This window comes from Ensifer sp. 38_S197 (assembly GCF_056924495.1).
Window position 1 is genome coordinate 3,460,556 of record NZ_JBXOVZ010000002.1, and the last position, 26,690, is coordinate 3,487,245.

General features: G+C 63.8%; 21 protein-coding genes. 2 read left to right on the forward strand and 19 right to left on the reverse strand.

Annotation, left to right across the window (positions count from 1 at the left end):
- Window positions 1-119 precede the first annotated feature (119 nt).
- From AC1Z3V_RS29885 to panC, 4 genes are all read right to left on the reverse strand, one after another.
- Window positions 120-434, reverse strand: coding sequence for an AzlD family protein (locus AC1Z3V_RS29885; RefSeq protein ID WP_483503523.1), 315 nt, complete (start codon window positions 432-434; stop codon window positions 120-122).
- Window positions 435-436: 2 nt separating this feature from the next.
- Window positions 437-1,153 (reverse strand): AzlC family ABC transporter permease, encoded by a 717-nt coding sequence (locus AC1Z3V_RS29890; protein WP_483503525.1) that lies wholly within the window; start codon window positions 1,151-1,153, stop codon window positions 437-439.
- Between the two features lie 213 nt (window positions 1,154-1,366).
- Window positions 1,367-2,188, reverse strand: coding sequence for a 3-methyl-2-oxobutanoate hydroxymethyltransferase (gene panB, locus AC1Z3V_RS29895; RefSeq protein ID WP_173517174.1), 822 nt, complete (start codon window positions 2,186-2,188; stop codon window positions 1,367-1,369).
- A gap of 1 nt (window position 2,189) precedes the next feature.
- Window positions 2,190-3,065, reverse strand: a complete 876-nt coding sequence (gene panC / locus AC1Z3V_RS29900; RefSeq protein ID WP_483503527.1) for a pantoate--beta-alanine ligase — start codon at window positions 3,063-3,065, stop codon at window positions 2,190-2,192.
- Between the two features lie 461 nt (window positions 3,066-3,526).
- Between panC and AC1Z3V_RS29905 the strand changes: the two genes are divergently transcribed.
- Complete coding sequence (locus tag AC1Z3V_RS29905; RefSeq protein ID WP_483503529.1) at window positions 3,527-3,934, forward strand: VOC family protein; 408 nt, start codon at window positions 3,527-3,529, stop codon at window positions 3,932-3,934.
- A 162-nt stretch (window positions 3,935-4,096) separates the two neighbouring features.
- Here the strand turns inward: AC1Z3V_RS29905 and ligA are convergent, their stop codons facing one another.
- From ligA to aqpZ, 9 genes are all read right to left on the reverse strand, one after another.
- A complete protein-coding gene (ligA, locus tag AC1Z3V_RS29910; RefSeq protein WP_483503531.1) occupies window positions 4,097-6,250 on the reverse strand; it encodes an NAD-dependent DNA ligase LigA in 2,154 nt (717 codons plus the stop codon).
- 708 nt (window positions 6,251-6,958) lie between these two features.
- Entirely contained in the window at window positions 6,959-8,632 is a 1,674-nt protein-coding gene (gene recN / locus AC1Z3V_RS29915) for a DNA repair protein RecN (RefSeq protein WP_483503533.1), read from the reverse strand.
- A gap of 37 nt (window positions 8,633-8,669) precedes the next feature.
- Window positions 8,670-9,536 carry an outer membrane protein assembly factor BamD gene (locus tag AC1Z3V_RS29920; protein ID WP_429806610.1) on the reverse strand — a complete coding sequence of 289 codons (867 nt, stop codon included), beginning with the start codon at window positions 9,534-9,536 and terminating at the stop codon, window positions 8,670-8,672.
- A gap of 173 nt (window positions 9,537-9,709) precedes the next feature.
- The gene (gene lpxC / locus AC1Z3V_RS29925) at window positions 9,710-10,663 is read right to left on the reverse strand and encodes a UDP-3-O-acyl-N-acetylglucosamine deacetylase (protein ID WP_483503535.1); all 954 of its coding nucleotides are present in this window, start codon (window positions 10,661-10,663) and stop codon (window positions 9,710-9,712) included.
- A gap of 334 nt (window positions 10,664-10,997) precedes the next feature.
- On the reverse strand, window positions 10,998-12,776 hold the full coding sequence (gene ftsZ, locus AC1Z3V_RS29930) for a cell division protein FtsZ (RefSeq protein ID WP_483503537.1): 1,779 nt from the start codon (window positions 12,774-12,776) through the stop codon (window positions 10,998-11,000).
- 203 nt (window positions 12,777-12,979) lie between these two features.
- Complete coding sequence (ftsA, locus tag AC1Z3V_RS29935; protein ID WP_429806605.1) at window positions 12,980-14,311, reverse strand: cell division protein FtsA; 1,332 nt, start codon at window positions 14,309-14,311, stop codon at window positions 12,980-12,982.
- On the reverse strand, window positions 14,308-15,258 hold the full coding sequence (gene ftsQ, locus AC1Z3V_RS29940; protein ID WP_483503540.1) for a cell division protein FtsQ: 951 nt from the start codon (window positions 15,256-15,258) through the stop codon (window positions 14,308-14,310). The genes ftsA and ftsQ overlap by 4 nt, the downstream gene beginning before the upstream one ends.
- On the reverse strand, window positions 15,246-16,172 hold the full coding sequence (locus AC1Z3V_RS29945; RefSeq protein WP_483503542.1) for a D-alanine--D-alanine ligase: 927 nt from the start codon (window positions 16,170-16,172) through the stop codon (window positions 15,246-15,248). The genes ftsQ and AC1Z3V_RS29945 overlap by 13 nt, the downstream gene beginning before the upstream one ends.
- A 306-nt stretch (window positions 16,173-16,478) precedes the next feature.
- On the reverse strand, window positions 16,479-17,165 hold the full coding sequence (gene aqpZ, locus AC1Z3V_RS29950; protein WP_483503544.1) for an aquaporin Z: 687 nt from the start codon (window positions 17,163-17,165) through the stop codon (window positions 16,479-16,481).
- 369 nt (window positions 17,166-17,534) lie between these two features.
- Between aqpZ and AC1Z3V_RS29955 the strand changes: the two genes are divergently transcribed.
- Window positions 17,535-18,845 carry an MFS transporter gene (locus tag AC1Z3V_RS29955; protein WP_483503546.1) on the forward strand — a complete coding sequence of 437 codons (1,311 nt, stop codon included), beginning with the start codon at window positions 17,535-17,537 and terminating at the stop codon, window positions 18,843-18,845.
- Between the two features lie 339 nt (window positions 18,846-19,184).
- On the opposite strand, the gene murB is transcribed toward AC1Z3V_RS29955, so the two are convergent.
- The 6 genes from murB to mraY all read right to left on the reverse strand — a co-directional run bounded on the left by murB (window position 19,185) and on the right by mraY (window position 26,450).
- A complete protein-coding gene (gene murB / locus AC1Z3V_RS29960) occupies window positions 19,185-20,159 on the reverse strand; it encodes a UDP-N-acetylmuramate dehydrogenase (protein WP_483503548.1) in 975 nt (324 codons plus the stop codon).
- Between the two features lie 2 nt (window positions 20,160-20,161).
- Entirely contained in the window at window positions 20,162-21,571 is a 1,410-nt protein-coding gene (gene murC, locus AC1Z3V_RS29965; protein WP_483503550.1) for a UDP-N-acetylmuramate--L-alanine ligase, read from the reverse strand.
- A complete protein-coding gene (murG, locus tag AC1Z3V_RS29970) occupies window positions 21,568-22,692 on the reverse strand; it encodes an undecaprenyldiphospho-muramoylpentapeptide beta-N-acetylglucosaminyltransferase (RefSeq protein WP_483503552.1) in 1,125 nt (374 codons plus the stop codon). Before murG ends, murC begins: the two co-directional genes overlap by 4 nt.
- 3 nt (window positions 22,693-22,695) lie before the next feature.
- The gene (gene ftsW / locus AC1Z3V_RS29975; RefSeq protein WP_247958386.1) at window positions 22,696-23,850 is read right to left on the reverse strand and encodes a putative lipid II flippase FtsW; all 1,155 of its coding nucleotides are present in this window, start codon (window positions 23,848-23,850) and stop codon (window positions 22,696-22,698) included.
- Window positions 23,851-23,950: 100 nt separating this feature from the next.
- A complete protein-coding gene (gene murD / locus AC1Z3V_RS29980) occupies window positions 23,951-25,342 on the reverse strand; it encodes a UDP-N-acetylmuramoyl-L-alanine--D-glutamate ligase (RefSeq protein ID WP_483503554.1) in 1,392 nt (463 codons plus the stop codon).
- Between the two features lie 7 nt (window positions 25,343-25,349).
- Window positions 25,350-26,450, reverse strand: coding sequence for a phospho-N-acetylmuramoyl-pentapeptide-transferase (gene mraY / locus AC1Z3V_RS29985; RefSeq protein ID WP_429806590.1), 1,101 nt, complete (start codon window positions 26,448-26,450; stop codon window positions 25,350-25,352).
- Window positions 26,451-26,690 lie beyond the last annotated feature (240 nt).

Here is a 26,690-nt window from a genome sequence, read left to right on the forward strand (position 1 = left end):
CCCTTCTCGCGTCATCCTCGCGCGCGGTGCTGCCTTACCTTTCCGGCAACCAAGGGATGATAATGCAGGCGCACCCTGCCCGCGCGGCTTTCGACGCCCGCCCGGCTGGAGGCGAAGAGCTACATCAGCACGTGCCGGATCAGCATCACCACCACCCAGCCGATGACGAGCATGCGGAGCGTCGAGAGGTTGAGGCCGAGCGCAATGGCGAAGGCGACGAACATGGCGACGGTCACATCGAGCCCGCCATAGACGAAGGCGGGCGCGACCAGGGTGGTCAACACGGCCGCCGGCACGGCATTCAGCGCCGCCTCCAGCCGCGGCGGGATCTGCTTCATCTGGGTGATCAGGATGTAGCCGCCGACGCGCGTCAAGAAAGTCGCGACCGCGGCCGCAAGGATCAGGTAGATGAGGTTGAGGTGTTGCGGGTCCATGGTCACGCCTCCTTCTCGACGCCGGTTGGTGCGCTGGCCCGCTCGCTCTGCGGCAGACAGGCGGCAAGCATGATGCCGGCAAGCGCCCCGATGCTGACATGCCAGGGCGAGCCGACGAAATGCATGCCGGCGACCGAAGCGAGCGCCGAGACCGTGACGATCGGCAGGAATCGGTCGCGCTTGCGGAAGCCCATGACCAGCCCCATGAAATAGACCGGTAGCAGGATGTCGAGCCCGATCGCCTTGGGATCGCCGATCATCTGCCCGAAGATCGCGCCGACCAGCGTGTTGAAGATCCAGGGAATGTAGATGACAAGGCCGAAGCCGAGATACCAGGAGAAGGAGATCGGCAGGCCGCGCTCGCCGCGCTTCTCGGTCTCGGCATATTGCGGATCGACCAGCAGGAAGAAGGCCAGGACCTTCTGCCCGAAAGTGAAGTGCCGGACATATTTGGCGATCGAGGCCGAATAGAGCACGTGGCGGAAGTTGACGGCGAAGACCGAAAGCACGACGAGCCAGGGCTGGACGTGATTGCCGAAGAGCTCGATGCCGACCATCTGGCTGGCGCCGGCATAGACGCTCGCGCTCATGAACACGGCATCGGCAATGGTAAAACCGTTGTCGACCGCAAGCGCCCCGAACAGCGCACCGAAGGGCGACGCCGCCAGCATGATGGGAAAGCCGCCGCGCACGCCTTCCCAGAATCCGTCTTTTGCCATGGAAACCTCCGCCGGCCGAGGCGAACAACTGCGCCCAGCGTCCGGTGCCGGACTGATAGGCGCTTGCGCCTCCGGCAACAATTCAAATCAACTGATACAATGATTGAATTTTATGATGCCTTGCCCGAACAAGGCTTGAACAAAATGCGCACCGATCGAGAAACCGACGCGCATTCGATCTCCGTTTCCGCAGCCCGCCAGGCAGGCCGCGTCTTACTTCTTGACCTGGAACGTATGCTCGATGCCGGGGAAGGTGCGCGCCTTCACCTCGTTTGCATAGTCCTCGGCGGCCTTGGAGATTGCCGGCGCCAGCTCGGCGAAGTGCTTGACGAAGCGCGGCTTGAAATCGTTGAAGAGGCCGAGCATGTCGTCGGAGACGAGGATCTGCCCATCACAGGCGGGCGAAGCACCGATGCCGATGGTCGGCGAGCGCAGTTCGGCGGTGATGTCGCGGGCGACCGGCTCGACCGTGCCCTCGATGACGATCGCAAAGGCGCCGGCGTCGTCGATCGCCTTGGCGTCGCGGCGGATCTTCTTGACTTCCTTGTCGTTGCGCCCGACGGAGCGATAGCCGCCCGTCGTGTTGACGAGCTGCGGCATCAGCCCGACATGGCCGAGGACCGGAATGCCGCGGCTGACGAGGAACTCGACCGTCTCCGCCATCTCCGCGCCGCCTTCGAGCTTCACGGCGCTGCAGCCGGTTTCCTTCAGGATGCGCGCAGCGCTGCGGAATGCCTGCTCCTTCGATTCCTGATAGGAGCCGAAGGGCATGTCGATGACGACGCAGGCGCGCTCCGCGCCGCGCATGACCGCCTGGCCATGGGCGATCATCATCTCGAGCGTCACGCCGACGGTCGTATCGAGCCCATAGAGCACCATGCCGACGGAATCGCCGACGAGCAGGAAATCGACATGCGGATCGAGCAGCCTTGCGATCGGCGTCGTATAGGCCGTGAGGCTGACGATCGGGCGTTCGCCCTTCAGCGCTTCGATATTGGCGGGGCTGAGCCGGCGCTTTGCGGTCTGAACGCTCATGTCAGGCAACCTTTGCAAACAGCGCGGATTTCGGGGCGATCACGCGGTTGTCGAGCAGCTTCGTCGTGCCGAAGCGGACGAAGAGCAGCAGCAACACCGGCCGGTCGCCGATCGTTTCGATGGTCTCGAGCGTCTCGGGATCGCGCACCGCAACGACCTCGGGCCTCGCCAGCGGCTCGCTTGCGAGAAATTCGGTCACCGCCTTTTCGAGTTGAGCCACATCGCTGACCCCGGACGCGACCAGACGCTCCGCCTCTTCCAACGCCTTCGGCACGATTGCCGCAGCCCGGCGCTCCTCGGCCGTCAGATAGACATTGCGCGACGAGCAGGCGAGCCCATCGGCCTCGCGCACCGTCGGCACGCCGATGATGGTGACCGGTTGCGCCAGGTCTTCGACCATGCGGCGGATGATCTGCAACTGCTGGAAATCCTTCTCGCCGAAATAGGCGCGGTCCGGCTGGACGATGTTGAAGAGCTTGGTGACCACGGTGGCAACACCGGCGAAGTGGCCGGGGCGGACCGATCCTTCGAGCTCGCTGCCAAGGGTCGGCACGTCGACCACCGTTTCCATCGGCCGCGGATACATGTCGGCGACGCCGGGAGCGAGAAGATAGTCGACACGGCCCCCCTCCAACATCGCCTGGTCGCGGGCGAGATCGCGCGGATATTTGGAAAGATCCTCGTTCGCGCCGAACTGCAGCGGATTGACGAAGATGCTGGCGACCACGACGTCGTTTTCTTCCCGCGCGCGCCGCATCAGCTCCATATGGCCGACATGCAGGTAGCCCATGGTCGGCACGAAGCCGACCGTCTTGCCCGCCCGCCGTTCTTCGGCGAGCGCTGAACGCAGTTCGGCGATGGTGGTGAAAGTCTTCATCTCCGGACCCTCCAATCCGCGGCGGGGCCACCCCCTCCAAGGACGATGGCTCCCTGCCCCTTGGGATGATGACGACCTGCTTCGCCAAGGGGCATTTGCACAAAATTCGGCTGCAAAGCTCTATCTTGTGCAGCGCAAAAAAACAATCGGATTGATGACAGCTCGATGACGCCCGGCCGTGTTTGGCATCCATAGACGGTCTGCCGCGGTGGTCATCAATGCCACCTGCAACCCATGCTGGAGAGCGAGACACCGGGGCGGATTGATCCGGTTCGCACGGCGAAACAGAGCACGTCGCGATGCCGCCCGGGTCGAGGAGCGCAGCCTGACCCGCGCTTGAAACCCATCGGGTGCGCCCCACATCAACCCGGTTCAAAAAACATTTGAGCCGGTGTCGGGATCGTCGACCGCCATTCGTCCTTAGTGCGTCAAACACAAAATCCATTCCCAAGGAGCATTTCATGCGCATGATTTTCGTAAACCTGCCGGTCAAGGACCTGAAGGCCTCGCGTGCGTTCTTCGCCGCGCTGGGCTTCACCTTCAACGAGCAGTTCTCCGACGACACCGCCGCCTGCACGGTGATCTCGGACAACATCTTCGTCATGCTTCTGACCGAGCCGAAGTTCCGCGACTTCATCACCGGCGAGATCAGCGACGCGAGGAAGGGCACGGAGGTCATCACCGCCCTTTCGGCTTCGAGCCGCGCCGAAGTCGACGACATGCTCGCCAAGGCGCTCGCCGCCGGCGCCAAGCCCTGGAAGCCGGCGATCGACTACGGCTTCATGTACGGCATCTCCTTCCAGGACCTCGACGGCCACATCTGGGAATTCATGTGGATGGACCAGGAAGCGGCTCAGCAGCAGGGCTGATGGCCGAACTGGCGGAACGGAAAGAGGCTCCGCCCGGGGGTTCCCGGGCGTTTTTTTGTGAGCAGGCATCAAGGCCTCGGCATTTCCGCTGACGTAACAGGGTTTTCTCGCGCGGCCGACGCCGCGCGGCGAAAAGACTTCATCACCAATCCAGAAGCGCCTTCACCCGCCGATCAGCGCCAGCCACTCGTCCTCGTCCATCGTCTGGACGCCGAGCTCCCTCGCCTTGTCGAGCTTGGATCCCGCACCCGGCCCTGCAACGACGATGTCGGTCTTCTTCGATACCGAACCGGCGACCTTGGCGCCGAGGCTCTCGGCCTTGGCCTTGGCCTCGTCGCGCGTCATCTTTTCGAGCGAGCCGGTGAAGACCACGGTCTTGCCGGCGACCGGGCTATCGGACGCAACCGGCGCTTCCGCCGCCTCCGGCGTCACTTCCGATAGCAGACGGGTCACCACTTCGAGGTTGCGCGGCTCCTTGTAGAACTCGACGATCGCGCGGGCGACGACCTCGCCGATGCCGTCGATGCTGTTGAGCTCGTTCCAGGCGTCACCGGAAAACGTCGCCGCTTCGCTCATCGCCGTGCCGAAATGCTCGTAGCTGCCATAGGAACGCGCCAAAAGCTTCGCCGTCGTCTCGCCCACATGGCGGATGCCGAGCGCATAGATGAAGCGGTGAAGCGCGATCGAGCGGCGCGTGTTGATCGCCTCATAGAGCTTGCGCACGCTGACCTTGCCGAAGCCCTCGATGTTTTCGAGCTTGGTGAGCGAATCCGCCTGGCGCTTTTCCAGCGTAAAGATATCGGGCGCGGTGCGGATCGATAGCGTCGGATCCTCACTTTCGAAGAAGAACTCGATCTGCTTCGAGCCGAGGCCCTCGATGTCATAGGCGTTGCGCGAAACGAAATGCTTCAGATGCTCGACAGCCTGGGCGCGGCAGACGAAGCCGCCGGTGCAGCGGCGCACCGCATCGATCTTGCCGGTCTTCTCGTTGATGTCGCGCACCGCATGGCTGCCGCAGACCGGGCATGTGGTCGGGAAGCGATAGGGTTCGGCCCCTTCCTTGCGCTCGTCCATGACGACGTCGACGATCTGCGGGATGACGTCGCCGGCGCGCTGCACGATCACCATATCGCCGATGCGGATGTCCCTGCCCTCGCGGATCGGTTCGCCGCTGTTGCCGAGGCCCTTGATGTAATCCTCGTTGTGCAGCGTCGCATTGGTGACGACGACGCCGCCGACCGTGATCGGCTCGAGGCGCGCGACAGGCGTCAGCGCGCCGGTGCGGCCGACCTGGATGTCGATCGCCGTCAGCCGGGTGAAGGCCTGCTCGGCCGGGAACTTGTGCGCCGTCGCCCAGCGCGGCGAGCGCGAGCGGAAGCCGAGGCGCGCCTGCAGGTCGAGCCGGTCGACCTTGTAGACGACGCCGTCGATATCGTAGTCGAGGTCCGGCCGTTCGCGCTCGATGTGGTGATAGTGCTCGAGCAGCGCATCGGCCGAGGAGAGACGCTGCATCAGCGGGTTGACCGGGAAACCCCAGGCCTTGAACATCTCGACCATGCCCATTTGCGTATCGGCCGGCATCGCCGACATTTCGCCCCAGGCATAGGCGAAGAAGCGCAGCTTGCGGCTGGCCGTCACCTTGGCGTCGAGCTGGCGAAGCGACCCTGAGGCGGTGTTGCGCGGGTTGACGTAGAGCGGCTTGCCGAGCGCCGCCATCTCGGCGTTGAGGGCGGCAAAGTCCGATTTCGCCATGTAGACCTCGCCGCGCACCTCGACGATATCGGGCGCGCCCGCCGGCAGCGTCTGCGGGATCATGCCGATGGTGCGGATATTGGCCGTAACGTTTTCGCCGGTCGTGCCGTCGCCGCGCGTCGCCGCCGTTACCAGCCGGCGGTTTTCGTAGCGCAGCGCCATGGAGAGGCCGTCGATCTTCGGCTCCGCGGTAAACGCGATCGAATTGTCAGGAAGCTGCCCGAGGAAACGATAGACCGACGCCACGAAATCGCGCGCGTCCTCATCCGAAAAGGTGTTGTCGAGCGACAGCATCGGCCGGGCGTGCACGACCGGCTGGAAGGTGACGGACGGCGCCGCCCCCACCTTCTTCGACGGGCTGTCCTCGCGAATAAGCGCCGGAAAACGCGCCTCGATCGCATCGTTGCGCCGCTTCAGCGCATCATAGTCGGCATCCGAAATCTCCGGCGCGTCCTCACCGTGATAGAGCGCATCGTGACGGGCAAGCTCGGCGGCGAGAAAGGCGAGTTCTTCGGCCGCTTCCATTTCGCTGAGATTCTCGACGGGTTTCAATTCTTTGGACATGCGCGACGACTCCGGATTCGGAGTCGTTTTGTAGAGCAACCACCGGGAAAGAAAAGAGCAACGCCGCTGGCGTTGTGAGGTACAACATCACGCCGGTCAAACGCGGCCCTGAGCAATCCTGTAATGCGGCCACCCACCATTTGAAAATTGTTGATATCCGGATGACACAACCTGTACATGTCGTGCGCGCTACCAGAAATATCGCATGCGCCTCAGACCCTCTGAAACAAAAGAGCTTCACGGCGCCGTTGGCGTCATAGCCGATCGAGTGTGGGACGGGCGGCAGTGCCGACCGGGTGGGACGAAAACGCACTTAGGTTCGACAATAACGAACACACTGCGGGGGAGTGGAAGATGCTCATTACAGAGTTGGTGGTTCGACAGATTTTTGAAGACCTGATTGTAGGGAAGATCGAACGAGAAACTGCTGATCGGTGGGCCTATGAGACAATGCAAGCCCTGGATAGAGGGGATCTGGATTTTGAATCGAGAGATCTCGAAGAGCAGCTGTGGTCCTCGGTCCTATACCTTTATGGCGTCGACATGCAGACGTCTCCCGGAGGATACCTGAATTCTGCTGCCGACATCGAAAAAACGTTTCGATCTCTTTGGCCTATGCAGCCTTGCTAGATCGCGGACGCAACTAGAGCATCTCAGCCAATGCACGCTGGACGACGTCGCCGCCTCCGCGAGTGAGAGGCAAGGGAGCTAGCCGTTGCCAGAGAGCAGGCGAGCCGCCGCCGCCCTCGCCTCTTCGGTGATCGAGGCGCCGGCCAGCATGCGGGCGATTTCTTCGGTGCGCGCCTTGTCGTCCATGCGGGCGACGCGCGTGGAGATCGTCTCGGCCTTCTCAGCCGAAGGACCCTTGGAGATCAGGAGATGCGTCGCGGCGCGCGCTGCCACCTGCGGCGCGTGGGTGACGGAAAGCACCTGCACGGTGCTCGAAAGCCGCTTCAGCCGCTGGCCGATGGCATCGGCCACCGCACCGCCGACACCGGTGTCGATTTCGTCGAAGACAAGCGTCGGCGCCGAGCCGCGATCGGCAAGCGCCACCTTCAGCGCCAGCAGGAAGCGCGAGAGCTCGCCGCCCGAGGCGACCTTCATGATCGGCCCCGGCCGCGTGCCGGGGTTGGTCTGCACGTGGAACTCGACGAGGTCGATGCCTTCGGCCGTCGCCTGCGCCGGATCGCTTGCAACTTCCACCATGAAGCGTGCGCGTTCGAGCTTCAGCGCCGGCAGCTCGGCCATGACGGCGGCGGAAAGCGCCGATGCCGTGCGGTGCCGCTTTTCCGAGAGCGAGCGCGCCGACGCGTCGAAGGCCGCCTTGGCGACGCCGACCTGGCTTTCGAGCTGCTTCAGCCTCTCCTCGCCGGCATCGAGATCGGCGAGATCGGAGATCATGCGTACCGCCAGCGCCGGCAGCTCGGTCACCGGAACGGAGTATTTGCGGCTGGCGGCACGCAGCGCGAACAGCCGCTCCTCCACCCGCTCCAGCTCCTTCGGGTCGAATTCGGTGTTGCGCAGCGCACGCTCGACCGCCATCTGCGCATCGGAGAGCTGGTTCAGCGCACCGTCGAGCAGCTCCACCGTCTCTTCGAGCAGGCCCGGCGCCTCGTGGCTCTTGCGCTCCAGACGACGCACCAGCGACGCGATCAGCGGAACCGGGGAAGCGTTGCCGTTCAGGAACTCCGACGCCTCGCTGATATCGCCGGCGATCCGCTCGGACTTCATCATCCGCGCCCGCTTCTCGGCAAGTTCGTCCTCTTCGCCGTCGCGGGGATTAAGCTTTTCCAGTTCCTCGACCGAAGAACGCAGGAAATCCGCCTCGCGCGCGGCTGCCTCGACGCGTTCGCGATGCTTCTTCAAGCCGCGCTCGGCGTCCTTCCAGGCCCGGAAGAGATTGCCGACATGGTGCGCCTCGTCGGATGTGCCGCCAAAGGCGTCAAGCAATGTGCGGTGCGCGTCGATGTCGACAAGCGCGCGATCGTCGTGCTGCCCGTGAATTTCGACGAGCGTCTGCCCGAGCTGGCGCATGAGCTGGACGCTGATCGGCTGGTCGTTGACATAGGCCTTGGTGCGGCCGTCGGCGGATTGGACGCGGCGGAAGATCAGGTCGCCATCGTCGTCGATGCCGTTCGCGTTGAGCATCAGCCGCGCCGAATGGCCGGCGGGCACGTCGAAGACCGCCGTCACCTGGCCCTTGTCCGAGCCGTGGCGCACCAGCGAACCATCGCCGCGGCCGCCAAGGGCCAGCGACAGGCTGTCGAGCAGGATGGATTTGCCGGCGCCGGTTTCACCGGTCAGCACCGAGAGCCCGGCGTCGAAAGCCAGATCAAGCCGTTCAATCAGGACGATATCGCGGATCGAAAGCTGGGCGAGCATCCGGGTTCGTATCTTCCTTGACGGGCGCCGATAAGGATCAGGCGCCGATGAGGTTCTTGGCAGCGCGCGAAATCCAGGAGTTGCCGCTTTCACGCGGCTCCAAACCGCCGGACTGCAGCAGCTTGAAGGAATCTGCGTACCACTGGCTGTCCGGATAGTTGTGGCCGAGAACGGCGGCAGCGGTCTGCGCCTCCTGGGTCACGCCCATCGCGAAATAGGCCTCGGTCAGACGCGCCAGTGCTTCTTCCACCTGGTTGGTGTTCGGATACTGCTCGATGACGACGCGGAAACGCGATACCGCCGCGAGATATTCCTTGCGCTCGAGATAGTAGCGGCCGACCTGCATCTCCTTGCCGGCGAGCTGGTCGCGGGCAAAGCGGATCTTCGACTTGGCGTCGTCGACATATTCGGAGTCCGGGTAACGGTCGACGACCGCCTGCATGGCCTCGATCGCCTTCATCGCCGGCTTCTGGTCCTGCGTCACCGCGGGGATCTGCTTGGTATAGGCCAGCCCCTGGATGTACTGCGCGTAAGCCGCGTCTTCCGACTGCGGATAGAGATTGAGGTAACGACCGGTGGCGTTGATCGCCTCCTGGTACTGGCCGTTGCGGTAGGAAACGAAGGCGTTCATGACCAGTGCCTTGCGGGCATATTCCGAGAACGGATGCTGGCGGTCGAGCGCTTCGAACTTGCGCGACGCTTCCGTCGTCTTGCCCGCATTGAGGTTGGCAAGGCCCTGATTGTAGAGCACTTCCGGCGGATCCGTCTCCGCCGTCAATTTGGTGATGTCGATATCCGGGTCGTTCTGGCAGGCGGTAATCAGGGCGCTGCCGGCAATGGCCGCGACGATCACGGCGGCGACGCGCGCTGATTTTCTCAGATCAACAGAAACTGCAAGAACCATCGGATATTCCCGTTCCACTCTGCGGGCATGGACCCCGCCAGACATGCGCTTTTAGAGCAAGTTACCTTGAGACCGCAACGTCATGATCGGTGATTCATGCAAATTTGTGGCGGCCCCATCATGAAAATGCCGGCCTTTCGGCCGGCGACTGGAGGAGATGATGACTTTTTTTGTTATGCGGACCAGGGCGCGAAGCCCGGAACTGCGACTGCAACCATATCGCGCGCGCGGGTACGCTGGCGCGGGGTCGCGGTCTCGACGACTTCATAGGCCGTCGGGTCGCTGAGGAGCGCCTTCAGGGCGTTGGCGTTCATCTTGTGGCCGCCGCGGTAGGAGCGGTAGCAACCGATGAACGGTGCACCGGCGAGCGAGAGATCGCCGACGGCGTCGAGCGTCTTGTGACGAACGAATTCATCCGTGTAACGCAGACCCTCGACGTTGATCACCGTATTGTCGTCGGAAATGACGACCGAGTTTTCGAGCGAGGAGCCGAGCGCAAAACCGGCGGCCCAGAGCCGCTCGACGTCACGCATGAAGCCGAAGGTGCGGGCGCGCGACAGTTCGCGCTTGAAGACCGACGGCGTCATGTCGCCCTTCCAGGACTGGCGACCGATCAGCGGGGAATCGAAGTCGATTTCGACCTCGAAGCGCATGCCGTCATAGGGCGTGAACTCCGACCAGGAGGCGCCCGATTCGATGCGCACCGGCTTGATGATGCGGATGTAGCGACGCTTGACCGCAAGGGCGCAAACGCCCACCTGCTCGATCGCGTCGATGAAGGGTTCGGAGCTGCCGTCCATGATCGGCATTTCGGCGCCGTGCACTTCGATCGTCAGGTTGTCGAGGCCGAGCGCGTAGATCGCGGCCATCACATGTTCGATCGTGGCGATCGACGCTGCCGGCGACATGCCGAGAACGGTGCAGAGATCGGTGTTGCCGACCTGCGAGGAAACCGCCTTGTATTCGCTGACCCGGCCATTGGCCAGGACGCGCTGGAAAACGATGCCCGCATCCGCTTCCGCCGGATGGAAGGTTATCGACACTTCCGCACCGGAGTGAACGCCAATTCCCTTGAGCGTTACCGGGCTTGCAATCGTCGTCTGAAACCCGAGCAATTCGATTCCCATTCTCGTCACTTTCAATACCTGTGGCCGATGGCCAAAACCCGCTGGCGGACGCAGCAAACTTCAGGGCACAAACAAGGCGTCCGAGAGTCTCGGCACAAAGTCCGATCCTCTGCGTTCCGAACAGACAGCGCTTGATCGAATCGCATGCGTCCCCAATTCCAAGTGTGAAAATAAGAGTTTGGAGGCACCATTCCAAATCACTGTTCGTTTCGCTTTGTTACGCATTTGCGACGGTCCGTAACATTGATTCAAATATCTGAAATGATGAAGAAAACGCAAAAATGCCCGGGCAGTTGCCCGGGCATTCGGCAAGGTGAAGGAACGGGCCTTCCAATCAGTTCGACTGACGGCGCAGGAACGCCGGGATTTCGAGCTGATCATCTTCGTGCGGGCGCGCCTGCTGCGAAACGCGACCGTGATCGTCAAGCTGGCCGCGACGCGGCGCATAGAGGCTCGCTTCCGGCGAGAGCGGCCGGCGCTGCTGGGAAGCAGCGGTCGGTGCGGAAGCCGTCATGTCGGCTGCCGCGGGGGTCTGCTCGCGTTCACGCAGGCCGAGCGAGCTGGTAATGCGGTTGAGGAGACCCATCGGGCCACGCTCTTCCGCGATCGGGGCCGCCGGCTGGGCGCGGCGGTCCATCTCGGCCTTCACGACCGGCGGAAAGTCTTCGACCTTCGGCATGCGAACCTGTTCCGGCTGCTGGCGCATGACCGGAGCGACGGGCTCCTGGCGCATCACCGGCTGCGGCTGGGGCTGAACCGGTTGCATCTGCGGCTGCGGCTGGCGCATGACCGGAGCGGCCTCTACCGGTGCTGCGCCGGCGAAAAGCTTGCTCTGGGGACGGAAGTTCTCCTCATGCGCCGGCTGAACCGGAGCCGGAGCCTGTGCGGCGCGGGTCGCGATGTCCAGTTCCCGCTCCATCTCGGCTTCGCGGATGGCGAGCGCGATCTGGTCGACGGACGGCTGCTGCTGGACCGGCTGCTGCACCTGCTGGACGATGGGCTGCTGCATCACCGGCTGGTGAACCGGGGCCGGCTGGTGCTGGGCAACCGGCTGCGGCTGCTGGGCAGGAATGGCGGCGGACGGGCGAACGGCCGGCTTGGCTGCTACCGGACGAAAGTCGGCGGAACGGCCCGCCACCTCCGCGGCCGTGCGGTCGATGCCGGTGGCGACGACCGAGACGCGGATGAGGCCTTCGAGTTCCTCGTCGAAAGTCGCGCCGAGGATGATGTTGGCATCCGGGTCGACTTCTTCGCGAATACGGGTTGCAGCTTCGTCGAGTTCGAACAGGGTCAGGTCGCGGCCGCCGGTGATCGAGATCAGCAGGCCCTGGGCGCCCTTCATCGAGGTCTCGTCGAGCAGCGGGTTGGCGATCGCGGCTTCGGCAGCGGCCAGTGCGCGGCCTTCGCCCGAAGCCTCGCCCGTGCCCATCATCGCGCGGCCCATTTCACGCATCACCGAGCGGACGTCGGCAAAGTCGAGGTTGATGAGGCCTTCCTTGACCATGAGGTCGGTGATGCAGGCAACGCCCGAATAGAGAACCTGGTCAGCCATCGCGAAGGCATCCGCAAAGGTCGTGCGGTCGTTGGCAATGCGGAAGAGGTTCTGGTTCGGGATGACGATCAGGGTATCGACCGACTTCTGCAGTTCGGCAATGCCCTGGTCGGCAAGCCGCATGCGGCGCGCGCCTTCGAAATGGAACGGCTTGGTGACGACGCCAACCGTCAGGATGCCCTTGTTGCGGGCGGCCTGGGCGACGATCGGGGCTGCACCGGTGCCGGTGCCGCCGCCCATGCCGGCGGTGACGAAGCACATATGGGTGCCGTTCAGGTGGTCGATGATCTCATCGATGCACTCTTCGGCGGCCGCGCGGCCGACTTCCGGCTGCGAACCGGCGCCGAGACCTTCGGTGACGGCGACGCCCATCTGGATGATGCGCTCGGCCTTGGTCATGGTCAGCGCCTGGGCATCGGTGTTGGCGACGACGAAATCGACGCCCTGGAGGCCTGCGGTGATCATGTTGTTGACGGCGTTGCCGCCGCCGCCACCCACCCCAAAGACGGTGATGCGCGGCTTCAGCTCCGTGATATCCGGCTTCTGCAAGTTGATAGTCATTGTACCCGTTCCTTCTGTTTTCTGGCCGCCTTGCCGAGCCGGCCAAATCTTTCAAAGTCTTAGTTTGTCTTCACCCGGCACCGTCCCTGTCGGCGCCGGCCGTACTCCGCATAACCTCGAAAATCGTCTTCGATTTTCGAAAAGGCTTATGCGCACTTACAAAACCTAGAGTGCCCCTTGCGTCCCTTCGGACGCACGGCGCTCTAGAAACTCTCTTTCAGCCATTGGCCCATGCGGGCGATGCGGCCGTTGCCGGCGCCGAGCGCCGAGAACATGCCGCCGTGGGAGGCATGGGTCTCGAGGTCGGCGACCTGCGGATAGATCATCAGGCCGACCGCCGTGGAAAAGGCCGGGCCCTTGGCGGCCGCCGGCAGCCCGGAAACCCCGAGCGGACGGCCGATGCGAACATTGCGGGCGAGGATGCGGCGCGCCGCTTCCGGCAGGCCCGTAAGCTGGCTTGCGCCGCCCGTCAGAACGATGCGCTTGCCGACGATCGGGCTGAAGCCCGAGCGCTGGATGCGATCGCGGATGAGCTCCAGCGTCTCCTCGATGCGGGCGCGCACGATGCGCGAAACGAGAGCGCGCGGCACGTGCGTCGGCTGGTCGCGGTCATCCTCGCCGATCGGCGGAACCGAGACGATGTCGCGCTCGTCGGCGCTGTTCGGCAGCGCCGAGCCATGCACGACCTTCAGCCGCTCGGCATCTTCGATGCGGGTCGAAAGACCCCGCGCCAGATCCGTCGTCACGTGGTGGCCGCCGAGGCTGACGGCGTCGGCATGAACGAGCTTGCCTTCGGCGAAGACCGAGATCGTCGTCGTGCCGCCGCCCATGTCGATGGCGGCGCAGCCGAGCTCAACCTCGTCGTCGACGAGCGCCGCAAGACCGCTGGCATAGGGGGTCGCAACCATGCCCTCGACAGAGAGGTGCGCGCGGTTGACGCAGAGTTCCAGGTTTTTCAGCGCCGCGCGCTCGGCCGTCAGCACATGCATGTCGACGCCGAGAACGTCGCCGAACATGGCGAGCGGATCACGGATGCCGCGTTCGCCATCGAGCGAGAAGCCCGTCGGCAGCGAGTGCAGGATGGCGCGGTCGGAGCGCAGCGACTGCTGGCCGGCGGCCGACAGAACCTTGCGCAAGTCGTTGGCGTCGACTTCCTGGCCGCCGAGATCGATCGTCGCGGTGTAGACGTCGCTCTGCAGCCGGCCGGCCGAAACGTTGACGATCAGGCTGTCGATGGTAAGGCCGGCCATGCGCTCGGCCGCATCCACCGCCAGCCGCACGACGCTTTCGACCGCATCGAGATCGGCGACGACACCGTTCTTGACGCCGCGCGACTTCTGATGGCCGATGCCGATGATTTCAACGTTGTGGGTGCGGTTCGGCAGGATCTGGCTCTCGGCGCGCGGCGTCAGCCGGCCGATCATGCAGACCACCTTGGTCGAACCGATATCCAGCACCGAGACGACATGAGACCGCTTCGAAGAAAGCGGCTTCAGGCGCGGCAGGCCAAAGCTGGAGGAACCGAACAGACTCATATGCGGCCCTCTTTCTTCTTCTCGGTCTCCTGCGCCTTCAGCATTTTGTCCCTCGCCTTCAAGGCAACTTCGCGCCGGGCGACTGCATCCGGCGTCAACTGAACTGTGGTTCGATCCTGCAGCCTCAGATCCACGGCAGCGATGTCGCGCTCGAGGAGCTGGTGCTGGCTTTCCATGTCGGAGAGCACCTGCATCGCCTGGGCGACGTCGTGCTCCGGCAACTTGACGACGATGCCGTTGTCGAGGCGCAGGTCCCAGCGGCGACCGGCGACGCGGACGAAGGCCTTCACCCGCGAGCGGATTTCCGGCCAGCGGGAAAACTCGTCATAGAAATCGGCGGCCGCCGTTTCGGCATCGCGGCCGACGAACAGCGGCAAGGCTGCGAACTTGTTGTCGCGCAAGGGCGCGATCACGCTGCCGCTTCTTTCGATCAGTGAAAGATCGGAGCCGTGCTGCCAGATGCCGAAGGCCTTGCGCTCGGTGAGGCTGACCTCGATCGTGCCAGGATAGACCTTGCGGACGGTGACACCCTGCACCCAGGGCAACTCGGCAATCAGCCTGCGCGCCTCGGCAATGTCGAGCGCCACCAGCGACGTGGTGCCGTCAAGGCCGAGCTGCTGAAGGATGTCGATCTCGGAGGTCTGCTCATTGCCGGAGACCTTGACGTCTTCGATGGCAAAGCCTGCCGCCGTGGTCGAGGCCTGGGCGAAATTCTGCGTGTGACCGCCAAGCGACATGCCGTAGAAACCGGTCGCAGCAAAAAACGCGAGCGCCGACGCCGTGCCCGTATGCGCTGGGAAGCGAATGCGGCCGGTTCCGAGGCTGACGAGGAAACGCACGACACGGCGGAGCGGGCGCGGCAACACGCGGCCGCCGTCCACGTCGACGGCTGCAGCGCCATCGAGGTGACGAACCCTCCTGCCCCTTCTGCCCCTCAACGCAAACACGACGCTTCCTCCACCATCCAACTCAAAAACTCACCGAAGCTATAGCCGGCATGCGCGGCCATCTCGGGCACCAGGGAGGTTGGCGTCATGCCGGGCTGGGTGTTGATTTCCAGCCAGATCAGCTCGCCCTCACCGGAGGAACTGTCATCGAAACGAAAGTCGGATCGGCTGACGCCGCGGCAACCGATTGCCTGATGCGCCTTCACAGCGAGTGTTTGTATTTTTTGGTAAATATTTGGTGAAATCTGTGCCGGAATGACGTGGGAGGAACCGCCTTTTACGTACTTGGAGTCGTAATCGTAGAAGGCATGGCCCTGCGGGATGATCTCGGTGACGCCGAGCGCGCGATCGCCCATGACGCCGCAGGTCAGTTCGCGGCCGGCGACATAGCGCTCGACCATGATTCGGTCGCCGTAACGCCATTCGCTCGAGGCCACCACCTGCGGCGGATGGGGCTGGTCCTCCTTGACGATGACGACGCCGAAGCTCGAGCCCTCGCGGACCGGCTTGACGACATAGGGCGGCTTCATCGGATGCTTCGGACCGAAAGCGTGGCGATCCATCACCTGCGCGTCCGCCACCGGAATGCCGGCGGCAGCAGCGACGTGCTTCGCCTGAGCCTTGTCCATGGCGAGCGCCGAGGCGAGCACACCGGAATGGGTGTAGGGAATTTCCAGATATTCGAGGATGCCCTGGATCGTGCCGTCCTCGCCGAATGGACCGTGAAGAGCATTGAAGGCAACGTCCGGGCGAAGCGCCGCCAGCACTTCGGCAACGTTGCGATCGACATCGATGCGCGTGACGCGGTAGCCGGCGGCTTCGAGGGCATCCGCACAGGCAGTCCCGGACGACAGGCTAACCGGTCGCTCCGAAGAAAATCCGCCCATCAGGACAGCCACATGCTTGCCGCTCATTCAAACCCCCAAACAATACGCCACTATCGCAAGGTTTCCTTGCGTCTGGCTGATTCCGGCTTTCGCGAGTCACCACGCCATTGGGGGCACTAGAGCGTCATTATGGTTAACGAACCGTTTACTTTCGTTAACCTTAGTCGGGAAACGAAACACGTGTCGTGTGCGCAAGCGCATGGGCGACAATGCATTTCAGCGGGAGATCAAGGGGTTGCGGAGCGATCCTGAATCAAATGCATAAGAAGCGAAAAAATGAAAAACCCGCCGTAAACGAGGCGGCGGGCTCCATTCTGGCGATGCGATAGGCGCTTAGTCGTCGTCGCCGACGATCTTCCAGACGATGCCGGCGATTGCCGCACCAATGATCGGCGCCACCCAGAAAAGCCAGAGCTGCGCCAGCGCCCAATCGCCGACGAACAGCGCCTGCCCCGTCGAGCGGGCCGGATTGACGGAGGTGTTCGTGACCGGGATCGAGACCAGATGAATGAGGGTCAGCGCCAGGCCGATAGCGATCGGCGCAAAGCCGGCCGGCACGCGGCCATGGGTGGCGCCGAGAATGATGAACAGGAAGAAGAAGGTGAGTGCGACCTCGGCGACGAGGGCAGCGGTGAGCGAATATCCGCCGGGCGAATGCTCACCGTAGCCATTGGCGGCGAAGCCCCCGAGCTGGAAATCGGCCTTGCCGCTGGCGATCAGATAGAGGACGGCCGCAGCAGCAATCGCGCCCAGCACCTGCGAGATGACGTAGCCGACGAGCTTGTGCGCCGGAAACTTGCCGGCGACCATCAATCCCACCGAGACGGCCGGATTGAAATGCCCGCCGGAGATGCCTCCGACCGCATAGGCCATGGTGAGCACGGTAAGACCGAAAGCAAAGGAAACGCCAAGCAGGCCGATACCGACCTCAGGAAAGGCCGCCGCCAGCACCGCGCTGCCGCAACCGCCGAAAACGAGCCAGAATGTACCGAGAAACTCCGCAGAAAGCCTTTTGAACATGCATTCGCTCCTGAAGAAAACGAAGCCGATCGCTTCGGCTGCCGAGAGTTTGCCACAATTTGATTCTGGTCAAGCGCGGTTGTCTTGCGACGCATGCACCCGCAATAGGCGAGATTTACAAGCCGCCGCGCCTAAAGAAGGGGCAGGCCCGGGCGCTTCTCCGACGAGCCATGCGTTGGCGGAATAATGCTGCGCACGGCGCCAAGATCGTTCGCATTTCTTACGATATCAGGGTTTCGCCATGCCGAAACTTGCGCTAAGAGCGCCTGCGGCGCCGCGCGGCTGACCAGACGCGCAAGGGCCGCTGCAGACTATGAAGTGCAGTCCGCCTCCCAGGACGGCACGACATCCATATCAGGAACTATGATAATGACAGACGCGACAACCATCCTGTCGCCGAAGGGCAATGCGTCGAAGCACGCGGCAGTGAACTCCCCTGCCCGGGTGCTGTTCGCAAGCCTCGTCGGCACGACCATCGAATTCTTCGACTTCTACGTTTACGCCACCGCCGCGGTGCTCGTTTTCCCGCACCTCTTCTTCCCCTCGGCCGATCCGACCTCGGCAATGCTGCAATCCTTCGCGACCTTCTCGATCGCCTTCTTCGCCCGCCCCTTCGGCGCCGTGGTCTTCGGCCATTTCGGCGACAAGGTCGGCCGCAAGGCGACCCTGGTCGCCGCGCTGATGACCATGGGCATCTCCACCGTCGTCATCGGTCTGCTGCCGACCTATGCTTCGATCGGCGTCGCTGCACCGCTGCTCCTGGCACTGTGCCGCTTCGGCCAGGGCCTCGGCCTCGGCGGGGAATGGGGCGGCGCCGTGCTGCTCGCCACCGAAAACGCGCCCGAGGGCAAGCGGAGCTGGTACGCCATGTTCCCGCAGCTTGGTGCGCCGATCGGCTTCATCCTCTCGGCCGGCACCTTCCTGGTCCTCGGCGAAGTGATGAACGACGAAGCCTTCCTCGCCTGGGGCTGGCGCGTGCCCTTCATCGCCAGCATCCTGCTCGTCGCCGTCGGCCTCTATGTTCGCCTGAAGATCACCGAAACGCCGGAGTTCCAGAAGGCGGTCGACAAGCACGAGCGCGTGCAGGTGCCGATCGCCGAGATCTTCCGTTCGCACAAGCGCAGCCTGGTGCTCGGCACCTTCGTGGCGCTCGCGACCTTCGTGCTGTTCTACCTGATGACCGTCTTCTCGCTCTCCTGGGGCACGGCGAAGCTCGGTTACTCGCGTGAGCAGTTCCTGGTCGTGCAGATGACCGGCGTCGTCTTCTTCGGCCTGATGATCCCGGTTGCCGGCATCCTCTCGGACCGCTTCGGCCGCCGCCTCGTGCTGATCCTTACCACCATCGGCATCGGCGTCTTCGGCATCTTCATGGCCCCGCTGCTCGCCGGCGGCCTCGGTGGCGCCTTCCTGTTCTCGATCATCGGCCTCGGCCTCATGGGCCTCACCTACGGCCCGATCGGTGCAGCGCTTGCCGCCCCCTTCCCGACCTCGGTGCGCTACACCGGCGCCTCGATGACTTTCAACCTCGCCGGCATCTTCGGCGCGTCGCTGGCGCCCTACATCGCCACCTGGCTCGCCACCAACTACAGCCTCGATTATGTCGGCTACTACCTGCTGGCCGCCGCCGCCATCACGCTGCTGTGCCTGGTGCTGTCGACCGAAGACGAGGTTTCGGCCTGATATCGGCTCGGCCCGCGCAGGCGCGGCCTGGCACGAACAACAAGGGGTCGTGGCGGCAACGCTGCGGCCTTTCTTGTTTGTGGAGCCTCGATCTCCCGCGTTCGGTTGTGGCCAGCGCCCCTCTCCTCCCGTCATCCTCGGGCTCGACCCGAGGATCCATCCCTTTCGGCGGGCGACGCGAGGAAACCTCATGCGCGCAGATCCGCAGGGCCGGAATCTGGATGCTCGGGTCAAGCCCGAGCGGAGATGGAGCCGTCAAGAGTGCGGCGACCACGCAAAAAGAAGAAGGGCCGCAGCGTCTCCGCCACGGCCCTTTTCTGTAAACGATCCCGTCCAGCCTCAGGCGATGCCGCGGCCGAGGAATTCCTTGATCTCGTAGCCCGGCATGAAGTTGCCGATGCGCTTGATTTCCCATTCGAGCCGCACGCCGGAATGTTCGAGCACGCGCTGGCGCACCGTTTCTCCAAGATATTCGAGCTCGTAGCCGGTCGCCTGTCCGGTGTTGATCATGAAGTTGCAATGCAGCGGCGACATCTGCGCGCTGCCGATCATCAGGCCGCGGCAGCCGGCCTCGTCGATCAGCTTCCAGGCCGAGTGGCCTTCCGGGTTCTTGAAGGTCGAGCCGCCGGTCTTCTCGCGGATCGGCTGCACCGTCTCGCGGTGATGGCGCACGGCATCCATGTCGGTGCGGATCTTGTTCTTGTCCTCGGCGTAGCCCTCGAAGATCGCATGGGTGAAGATCAGATCCTTCGCCGCCGACGAGTGACGATAGGCATAGCCCATGTCGGCATTCGACAGCACATGCTGGTTGCCCTGGCGGTCGACCGCATGAACCTCGACGACGCGCTCGCGGGTCTCGGCACCGTTCGCCCCGGCATTCATGCGCAGCGCGCCACCGAGAGAGCCGGGAATGCCGTAGAAGAAATAGAAGCCGCCGATGCCGTGATCGAGCGCCATGGCCGCGATGTTCTTGTCCGGGCAGATGGCGCCGGCCTTGATGCGGTTTTCGCCGACCAGTTCCAGATCGCCGAAGCCCTTGGCCGAGAGGCGGATGACGACGCCGGGAATGCCGCCGTCGCGCACGAGCAGGTTCGAGCCGACACCGACGACCATGACCGGCACGTCTTCCGGAACGAGCTTCAGGAAGGTGACGAGATCATCCGTGTCGTGCGGCTGGAACATCAGCTCGGCAAGACCGCCGGCGCGGAACCAGGTGACGCGATCCATCGGCGCATCGGGCGTGATGCGGCCGCGAACGGCGCTGACACCGCTTCCGAGCGCATCCAGTAGTTTCTGACCGTTGACCTGTTTCATGCTCAAATTCCTGAAATATCCGCGAGTTCCTTAGGCAGGGCAGCGGCCCAGTAGGTGATGCTGCCAGCCCCCAAGAGAACCACAAAATCGCCGGGCTGCGCAATCTTGCTGACGACCGGCGCAATTGCTTCCGGACCGGCGACGTAACGGGCGTCACGATGGCCGCCGGCCTTGATGCGATCCACCAGCTCCTCGGAGGTTGCGCCGGGGATCGGATCCTCGCCGGCCGCATAGACCGGCGCGATCAGGACCGTGTCGGCATCGTTGAAGCAGGCGGAGAAGTCTTCGAGCAGGCTTGAAAGACGGCTGTAGCGATGCGGCTGGTGCACGGCGATGATTCTGCCCTGGCAGGCCTCGCGCGCCGCCTTCAGCACCGCCTTGATCTCGACCGGATGGTGGCCGTAGTCGTCATAGACGCGTACGCCGTTACACTCGCCGGTAAGGGTGAAGCGACGCTTGACGCCGCTGAAGGAGGCAAGACCCTTTGCGATCGCTTCCGGGCTGATGCCGAGGCGCTGGGCAACCGCAATGGCCGCGGTCGCATTCGAGACGTTGTGGCGGCCGGGCATCGGCAGGCGCAGGTCCTTCATTGTGATCACCTGGCCGGTGCGGCGGCGGCGGATCTCGATGTCGAAGACGGATGTGCCGTTATCCATGCGGATATTATGGAAGCGCACGTCGGCCTGCGGGTTCTCGCCATAGGTGACGACCTTGCGGTCCTCGATCCTGCCGACCATGGTCTGCACTTCCGGATGATCCAGGCAGAGCACGCCGAAACCGTAGAAGGGCACGTTCTCGACGAACTGGCGGAAGGCCGCGCGCACCGCGTCGAAATTGCCGTAGTGGTCGAGATGTTCGGGGTCGATATTGGTGACGATGGCGACATCGGCCGGCAGCTTCAGGAAGGTGCCGTCGGATTCGTCGGCCTCCACTACCATCCACTCGCCCTCGCCCATGCGGGCGTTGGTGCCATAGGCGTTGATGATGCCGCCGTTGATGACGGTCGGATCGAGCCCACCGGCCTCGAGCAGCGCGGCGACCATGGACGTCGTCGTCGTCTTGCCGTGCGTGCCGCCGATCGCGATCGCGTTGCGGAAGCGCATCAGTTCGGCGAGCATCTCGGCACGGCGCACGACGGGCAGGAATTTTTCGCGCGCGGCGATCAGCTCTGGATTGTTCTTCTTGATCGCGGTCGAGACGACGATCACCTCGGCATCGCCGATATTCTCGGCCTTGTGGCCGACGAAGACCTCGATGCCCTTGGCGCGCAGGCGCTGCACATTGGCGCTATCGGCCTGGTCGGAGCCCTGGACGCGATGGCCGAGATTGTGCAGCACCTCGGCAATGCCGCTCATGCCGATGCCGCCGATACCGATGAAATGGACCAGCCCGATGGTTTTCGGCATTTTCATGAGCGTGTTTCCCTGAATTTCTCGACTGTCAAACCGCTGGCAATAGCCTCTACGAGGGATGCAAGCAAGCTCGCTGCGTCCGGCTTGCCGGTTTCCCGGGCGTTTGCCGCCATCTGGGCGAGCGATTGTGGGTTATCGACCGCATCCTTGAGGATGCCGGCAAGACGATCTGCCGTCAGTTCGGACTGGGCGATCACCCGCGCGCCGCCCTTGGCGGCGAGTGCTGCGGCATTGGCCGCCTGGTCGTGATCGAGCGCGTAGGGATAGGGCACCAGGATCGCCGGACGGCCGATGACCGAAAGTTCCGAAACCGTCGAGGCGCCGGAGCGGCAGATCACGAGCTGCGCGCCGGCGATGCGCTCGGCCATGTCGGTGAAGAAGGGCGAGACCTCGGCCGGCACGCCAAGCTGCTCGTAGGTCGCGATCACGCCGTCCTTGTCTTCCTGCCGCGCCTGCTGCGTCACCTTGAACCGCTGGCGAACCGCGTCGTCGAGCCGGCAGATCGCCTGCGGGATCGCCTTGGAGAAATATTGCGCACCCTGGCTGCCGCCAAAGACGACGAGGTGGAACGGCGCATCGCCGCCGGCGGCGGCATAGGGCGTCTTGGCAGCGGCAAGTACCGCCGGACGAACCGGATTGCCGGTTGTCACGGTCTTGGCGGAAAAGGCACCCGTACCTTCCGGCAGGAACCCGCCGGCGATCGCCTTGACGCGCGAGGCCAGCGCCTTGTTGGCGCGGCCCATGACCGCATTCTGCTCATGGATCAGCGACGGCACGCCCATGCCGGTGGCGGCAAGAAGCGGCGGCACGGTCGGATAACCGCCGAAGCCGACGACGGCCTTCGGCTTCAGCCGCGCGATCAGCTTGCGCGCAGCACGCATGCCGCTCCAAAGCGTCCACAGCGACTTCGCCACGCTGATCGGGTTTTTCGAGCCGATCGTCGCCGAGGGCACGACATGCACTTCGTCGGCCGGAAACTTGCCTGCATAGCGTTCGGCGCGGCTGTCGGTGACGAGATGCACCGAATAGCCATTGGCTTTCAGTTCGTGGGCCAGCGCCTCCGCCGGAAAGAGATGGCCGCCGGTACCGCCGGCGGCAAGCAGGATGATGCCTTTAGTCATGTTTTACTCCGCCGGCACGCCGATGCCGGACCGAAACAGGCTACGCTCCACCGCGCGCTTCTCCGGCCGGTGACGCGTCAGCGCCAGGATGAAACCGGCGGTGACGCAGATCGCCACCATGGACGAGCCGCCATAGGAGATCAGCGGCAGGGTCATGCCCTTGGCCGGAAGCAGTTCGAGGTTCACGCCGATGTTGATCATCGACTGGATGCCGATCTGGAGAACCAGGCCGGCGACGGCGAACCGGTTGAAGTCGTTGCGTTCGCGGAAGGCATGGTTGAGGCCGCGCATCACCAGGAAGGCGAAGATCAGCACGATGACCATGCAGAAGACGATGCCGAATTCCTCGGCCGCAACGGAGAAGACGAAGTCGGTGTGGCTGTCCGGGATGATGCGCTTGACGATGCCCTCACCCGGGCCGCGCCCGAACCAGTCGCCGCGGATGATTGCCTCCCGTGCCGTGTCCATCTGGAAGGTATCGCCCTCGCCCGTCAGGAACTTGTCGATACGGGCCGCCACGTGCGGCAGCATCGTATAGGCGACGAAGAAGCCGCCGACCGCCGCGCTGCCGAGCAGGATGATCCAGAGCCAGGGCATGCCGGCCATGAAGAACATGCCGCCCCAGACCGCGGTCGTCAGGATCGTCTGGCCAAGGTCGGGCTGGGCGACGAGAAGCGCTGCGACGATGCCGAAGAGCAGAATGGCAAAGAGATTGCCCGGGATTTCCGGCTGGCGCGCGTGCTCGGAAAAGAGCCAGGCACAGACGACGACGAAAGCCGGCTTCATGAATTCCGACGGCTGGATCGAAATGCCGGCGATCGAAAGCCAGCGCATCGAACCCTTCACCTCTTCGCCGATGAAGAGCACCAGCACCATCATCGCCAGCGAACCGCCGAGAAGCAGGATCGCGGCACGCCTGACCTGGCGCGGCGAGAGGAAGGAGATGCCGACCATCACCACCAGCGAAGGCAGCAGGAAGAGCGCATGGCGCTTGACGAAGTGGAAGCTGTCGAGGCCGATGCGCTCGGCGACCGCGGGGCTTGCGGCGAAGGACAGCATGAAGCCGACGCCCATCAACAGGATGAAGGTCGCCAGAAAGAACCTGTCGATCGTCCAGAACCAGTCGGCCACGGGGCCACGTTCGGCTCGGCTTACCATCTTGTCAGTCCCCTTCTCCGGCGCCCATCGCGCCCCACGTCCGAAACCTCGGTATCACCGCCTGGCCCTGGCGCCGGTTGGCGCGCTGGACCGGGCAGCGTCAGATCAGCATCGTCACGCCTTCGATCGCGCGCACATGGCCGACGAAGGCATCGCCGCGTACCTCGAAGTTCTTATACTGGTCGAAGCTTGCGCAAGCCGGGGATAACATCACCGCCGAAGGGCCGGCTTCGTCCCTGCCGGCCTCGGCCGCCGCATGCGCCACCGCCTGTTCCAGCGTGCCCGAAATCTCGTAAGGAACTGTTTCGCCGAGCGTCGCCGCAAAGGCGGGCGCCGCTTCGCCGATCAGGTAGGCCTTGACGATCTTCGGGAAGAAGGGCGCAAGCGTCGTGATGCCCCCCTCTTTCGGCAGGCCGCCGGCGATCCAGTAGATCCGCTCGTAGCTCGAAAGCGCCGGGGCCGCCGCGTCCGCATTGGTCGCCTTGCTGTCGTTGACGAAGACGACCGTGCCCTTGCGTCCAACCGGCTGCATGCGGTGCTTGAGGCCCGGGAAGCTCTTGAGACCCGCGCGGATCTCGGCCTCGCTGACGCCGACCGCAAGGCAGGCGGCAATGGCCGCCGCCGCGTTCTGGGCATTGTGGCCGCCGCGCAGCGTCTGGATGCCGTCGAGATCGACGAACAGGCTCGACGTGCCGCCTTCGGCTCTCATGATGCGCGAGCCTTCGGCATAAAGACCATTGGCGAGCACATGGCGGCGCGAAATGCGTACCGTCTTCGTGCCGGCGCGTTCGACGCGGTCGGCGATCAGCGCCGAGAAGCTGTCGTCGACGCCGACGATGGCCGTGCCGCTGCCGGCGACCAGCCGCTCCTTGATGTCGGCGTAATGCTGCATGGTGCCGTGGCGATCGAGATGATCCGGCGTGAGATTGAGGAGAATGCCGGCGGTCGGGTTCAGCGTCGGCGCCAGGTCGATCTGGTAGGACGAACACTCGACCACGTAGAAGCGACCGACTTTCGGGGACCCAAGGGTCAGCACCGCCGTGCCGATGTTGCCGCCGAGTTGGGTATCGCGGCCGCTTTCCCTAAGGATGTGGGCGATCAGCGCCGTCGTCGTCGACTTGCCGTTGGTACCGGTAATGGCGATGAAAGGGCAATCGGGCGCATGGGCGCGGCGCTCGCGCACGAAGAGTTCCACGTCGCCGATGATCTCGACGCCGGCTGCATGGGCGAGATCCACCGTCCAGTGCGGCTTCGGATGGGTGAGCGGCACGCCGGGCGAAAGTACGAAGGCGGCAAAGGCGGCCCACTCGACCGTGCGCAGGTCCGCCGTCGGCACGCCGGCGGCCACAGCCTTGGCGACGCTATCCGGATTGTCATCCCAGGCGGTGACCTCGGCGCCGCCGGCGACCAGCGCCTCAGCCGTTGCAAGCCCCGAACCGCCGAGACCGAAGAGAGCGACCTTCCTACCGCTAAATGTGGTGACCGGGATCATCGTCCGCTCACCGCAGCTTGAGGGTGGAGAGGCCGATCATCGCCAGGATGACGGCGATGATCCAGAAGCGGATCACGACCTGGCTTTCGGTCCAGCCCTTCTTTTCGAAGTGGTGGTGGATCGGCGCCATCAGGAAGACGCGGCGGCCGGTGCGCTTGAACCAGAAGACCTGGATGATGACCGACAGCGTTTCCATGACGAAGAGGCCGCCGATGATGACCATGACGATCTCATGCTTGACGGCGACGGCGACGGTGCCGATCAGGCCGCCAAGGGCGAGCGACCCGGTGTCGCCCATGAAGATTGCCGCCGGCGGCGCGTTGAACCACAGGAAGCCGAGGCCGGCGCCGATGACGGCGCCGAGGATCACGGCGAGCTCGCCGGTGCCGGGCACGAAATGGATCTGCAGGTAGTTGGCGAAAACGGCGTTACCGGCGAGATAGGAGATCAGGCCGAAGGCGGCCGCCGCGATCATCACCGGCACGATCGCAAGGCCGTCGAGACCATCGGTCAGGTTCACGGCATTGCCGGCGCCGACGATGACGAAGCCGCCGAACAGCACGAAGAAATAGCCGAGATTGAGAATGAGGTCCTTGAAGAAGGGGAACGTCACCGAGGAGCCGAAGGTCGAACCGGCCGCACCGCTCGAAAGCGAGGCCTGCATCATGAAAAACACGGCGACCGCCGCGATGACGAATTCGATACCGAGGCGCGCCTTGCCGGAAAAACCCTTCTCCGATTGCTTGGTGACCTTGAGGTAGTCGTCATAGAAGCCGATGGCGCCGAAGCCGAGGGTGACGAGCAGGGTCGAGACCACATAGACGCTCGAAAGATCGGCCCAGAGCAGCGACGAGACGACGATGCCGGCCAGGATCATCAGGCCGCCCATGGTCGGCGTGCCGGCCTTCTTGAAATGCGTCTGCGGCCCGTCGGCGCGGATCGGCTGGCCCTTGCCCTGGCGAATGCGCAGCGATGCGATCATTGCCGGGCCGAACAGGAAGACGATCATGGCCGAGGTGAAGAGCGCCGCACCGGTGCGGAAGGTGATGTAGCGAAAGAGATTGAAAAACTGAAAGTGGTCCGCCAGTTCCACGAGCCATATGAGCATAAGGGACCTTTCCCCAAAGGTTTAGTAATACACGTCGTCCAACAGAATCATCTGAAAAACGATACGCATTACAGCGCCGCGCGTCTAACGAGACGCGCAAAGGTCGCTGTAACATTTTGGTCCGCTGCACAATTCCTTAAATCGATTCCGAATTAAGGAATTATCCAGCAGCATGCGAAAGTGTTAGGGCGGGCGCACCTAACTCCAGGCTGTATCCACCGCGCCTGTATCCACCGCGCC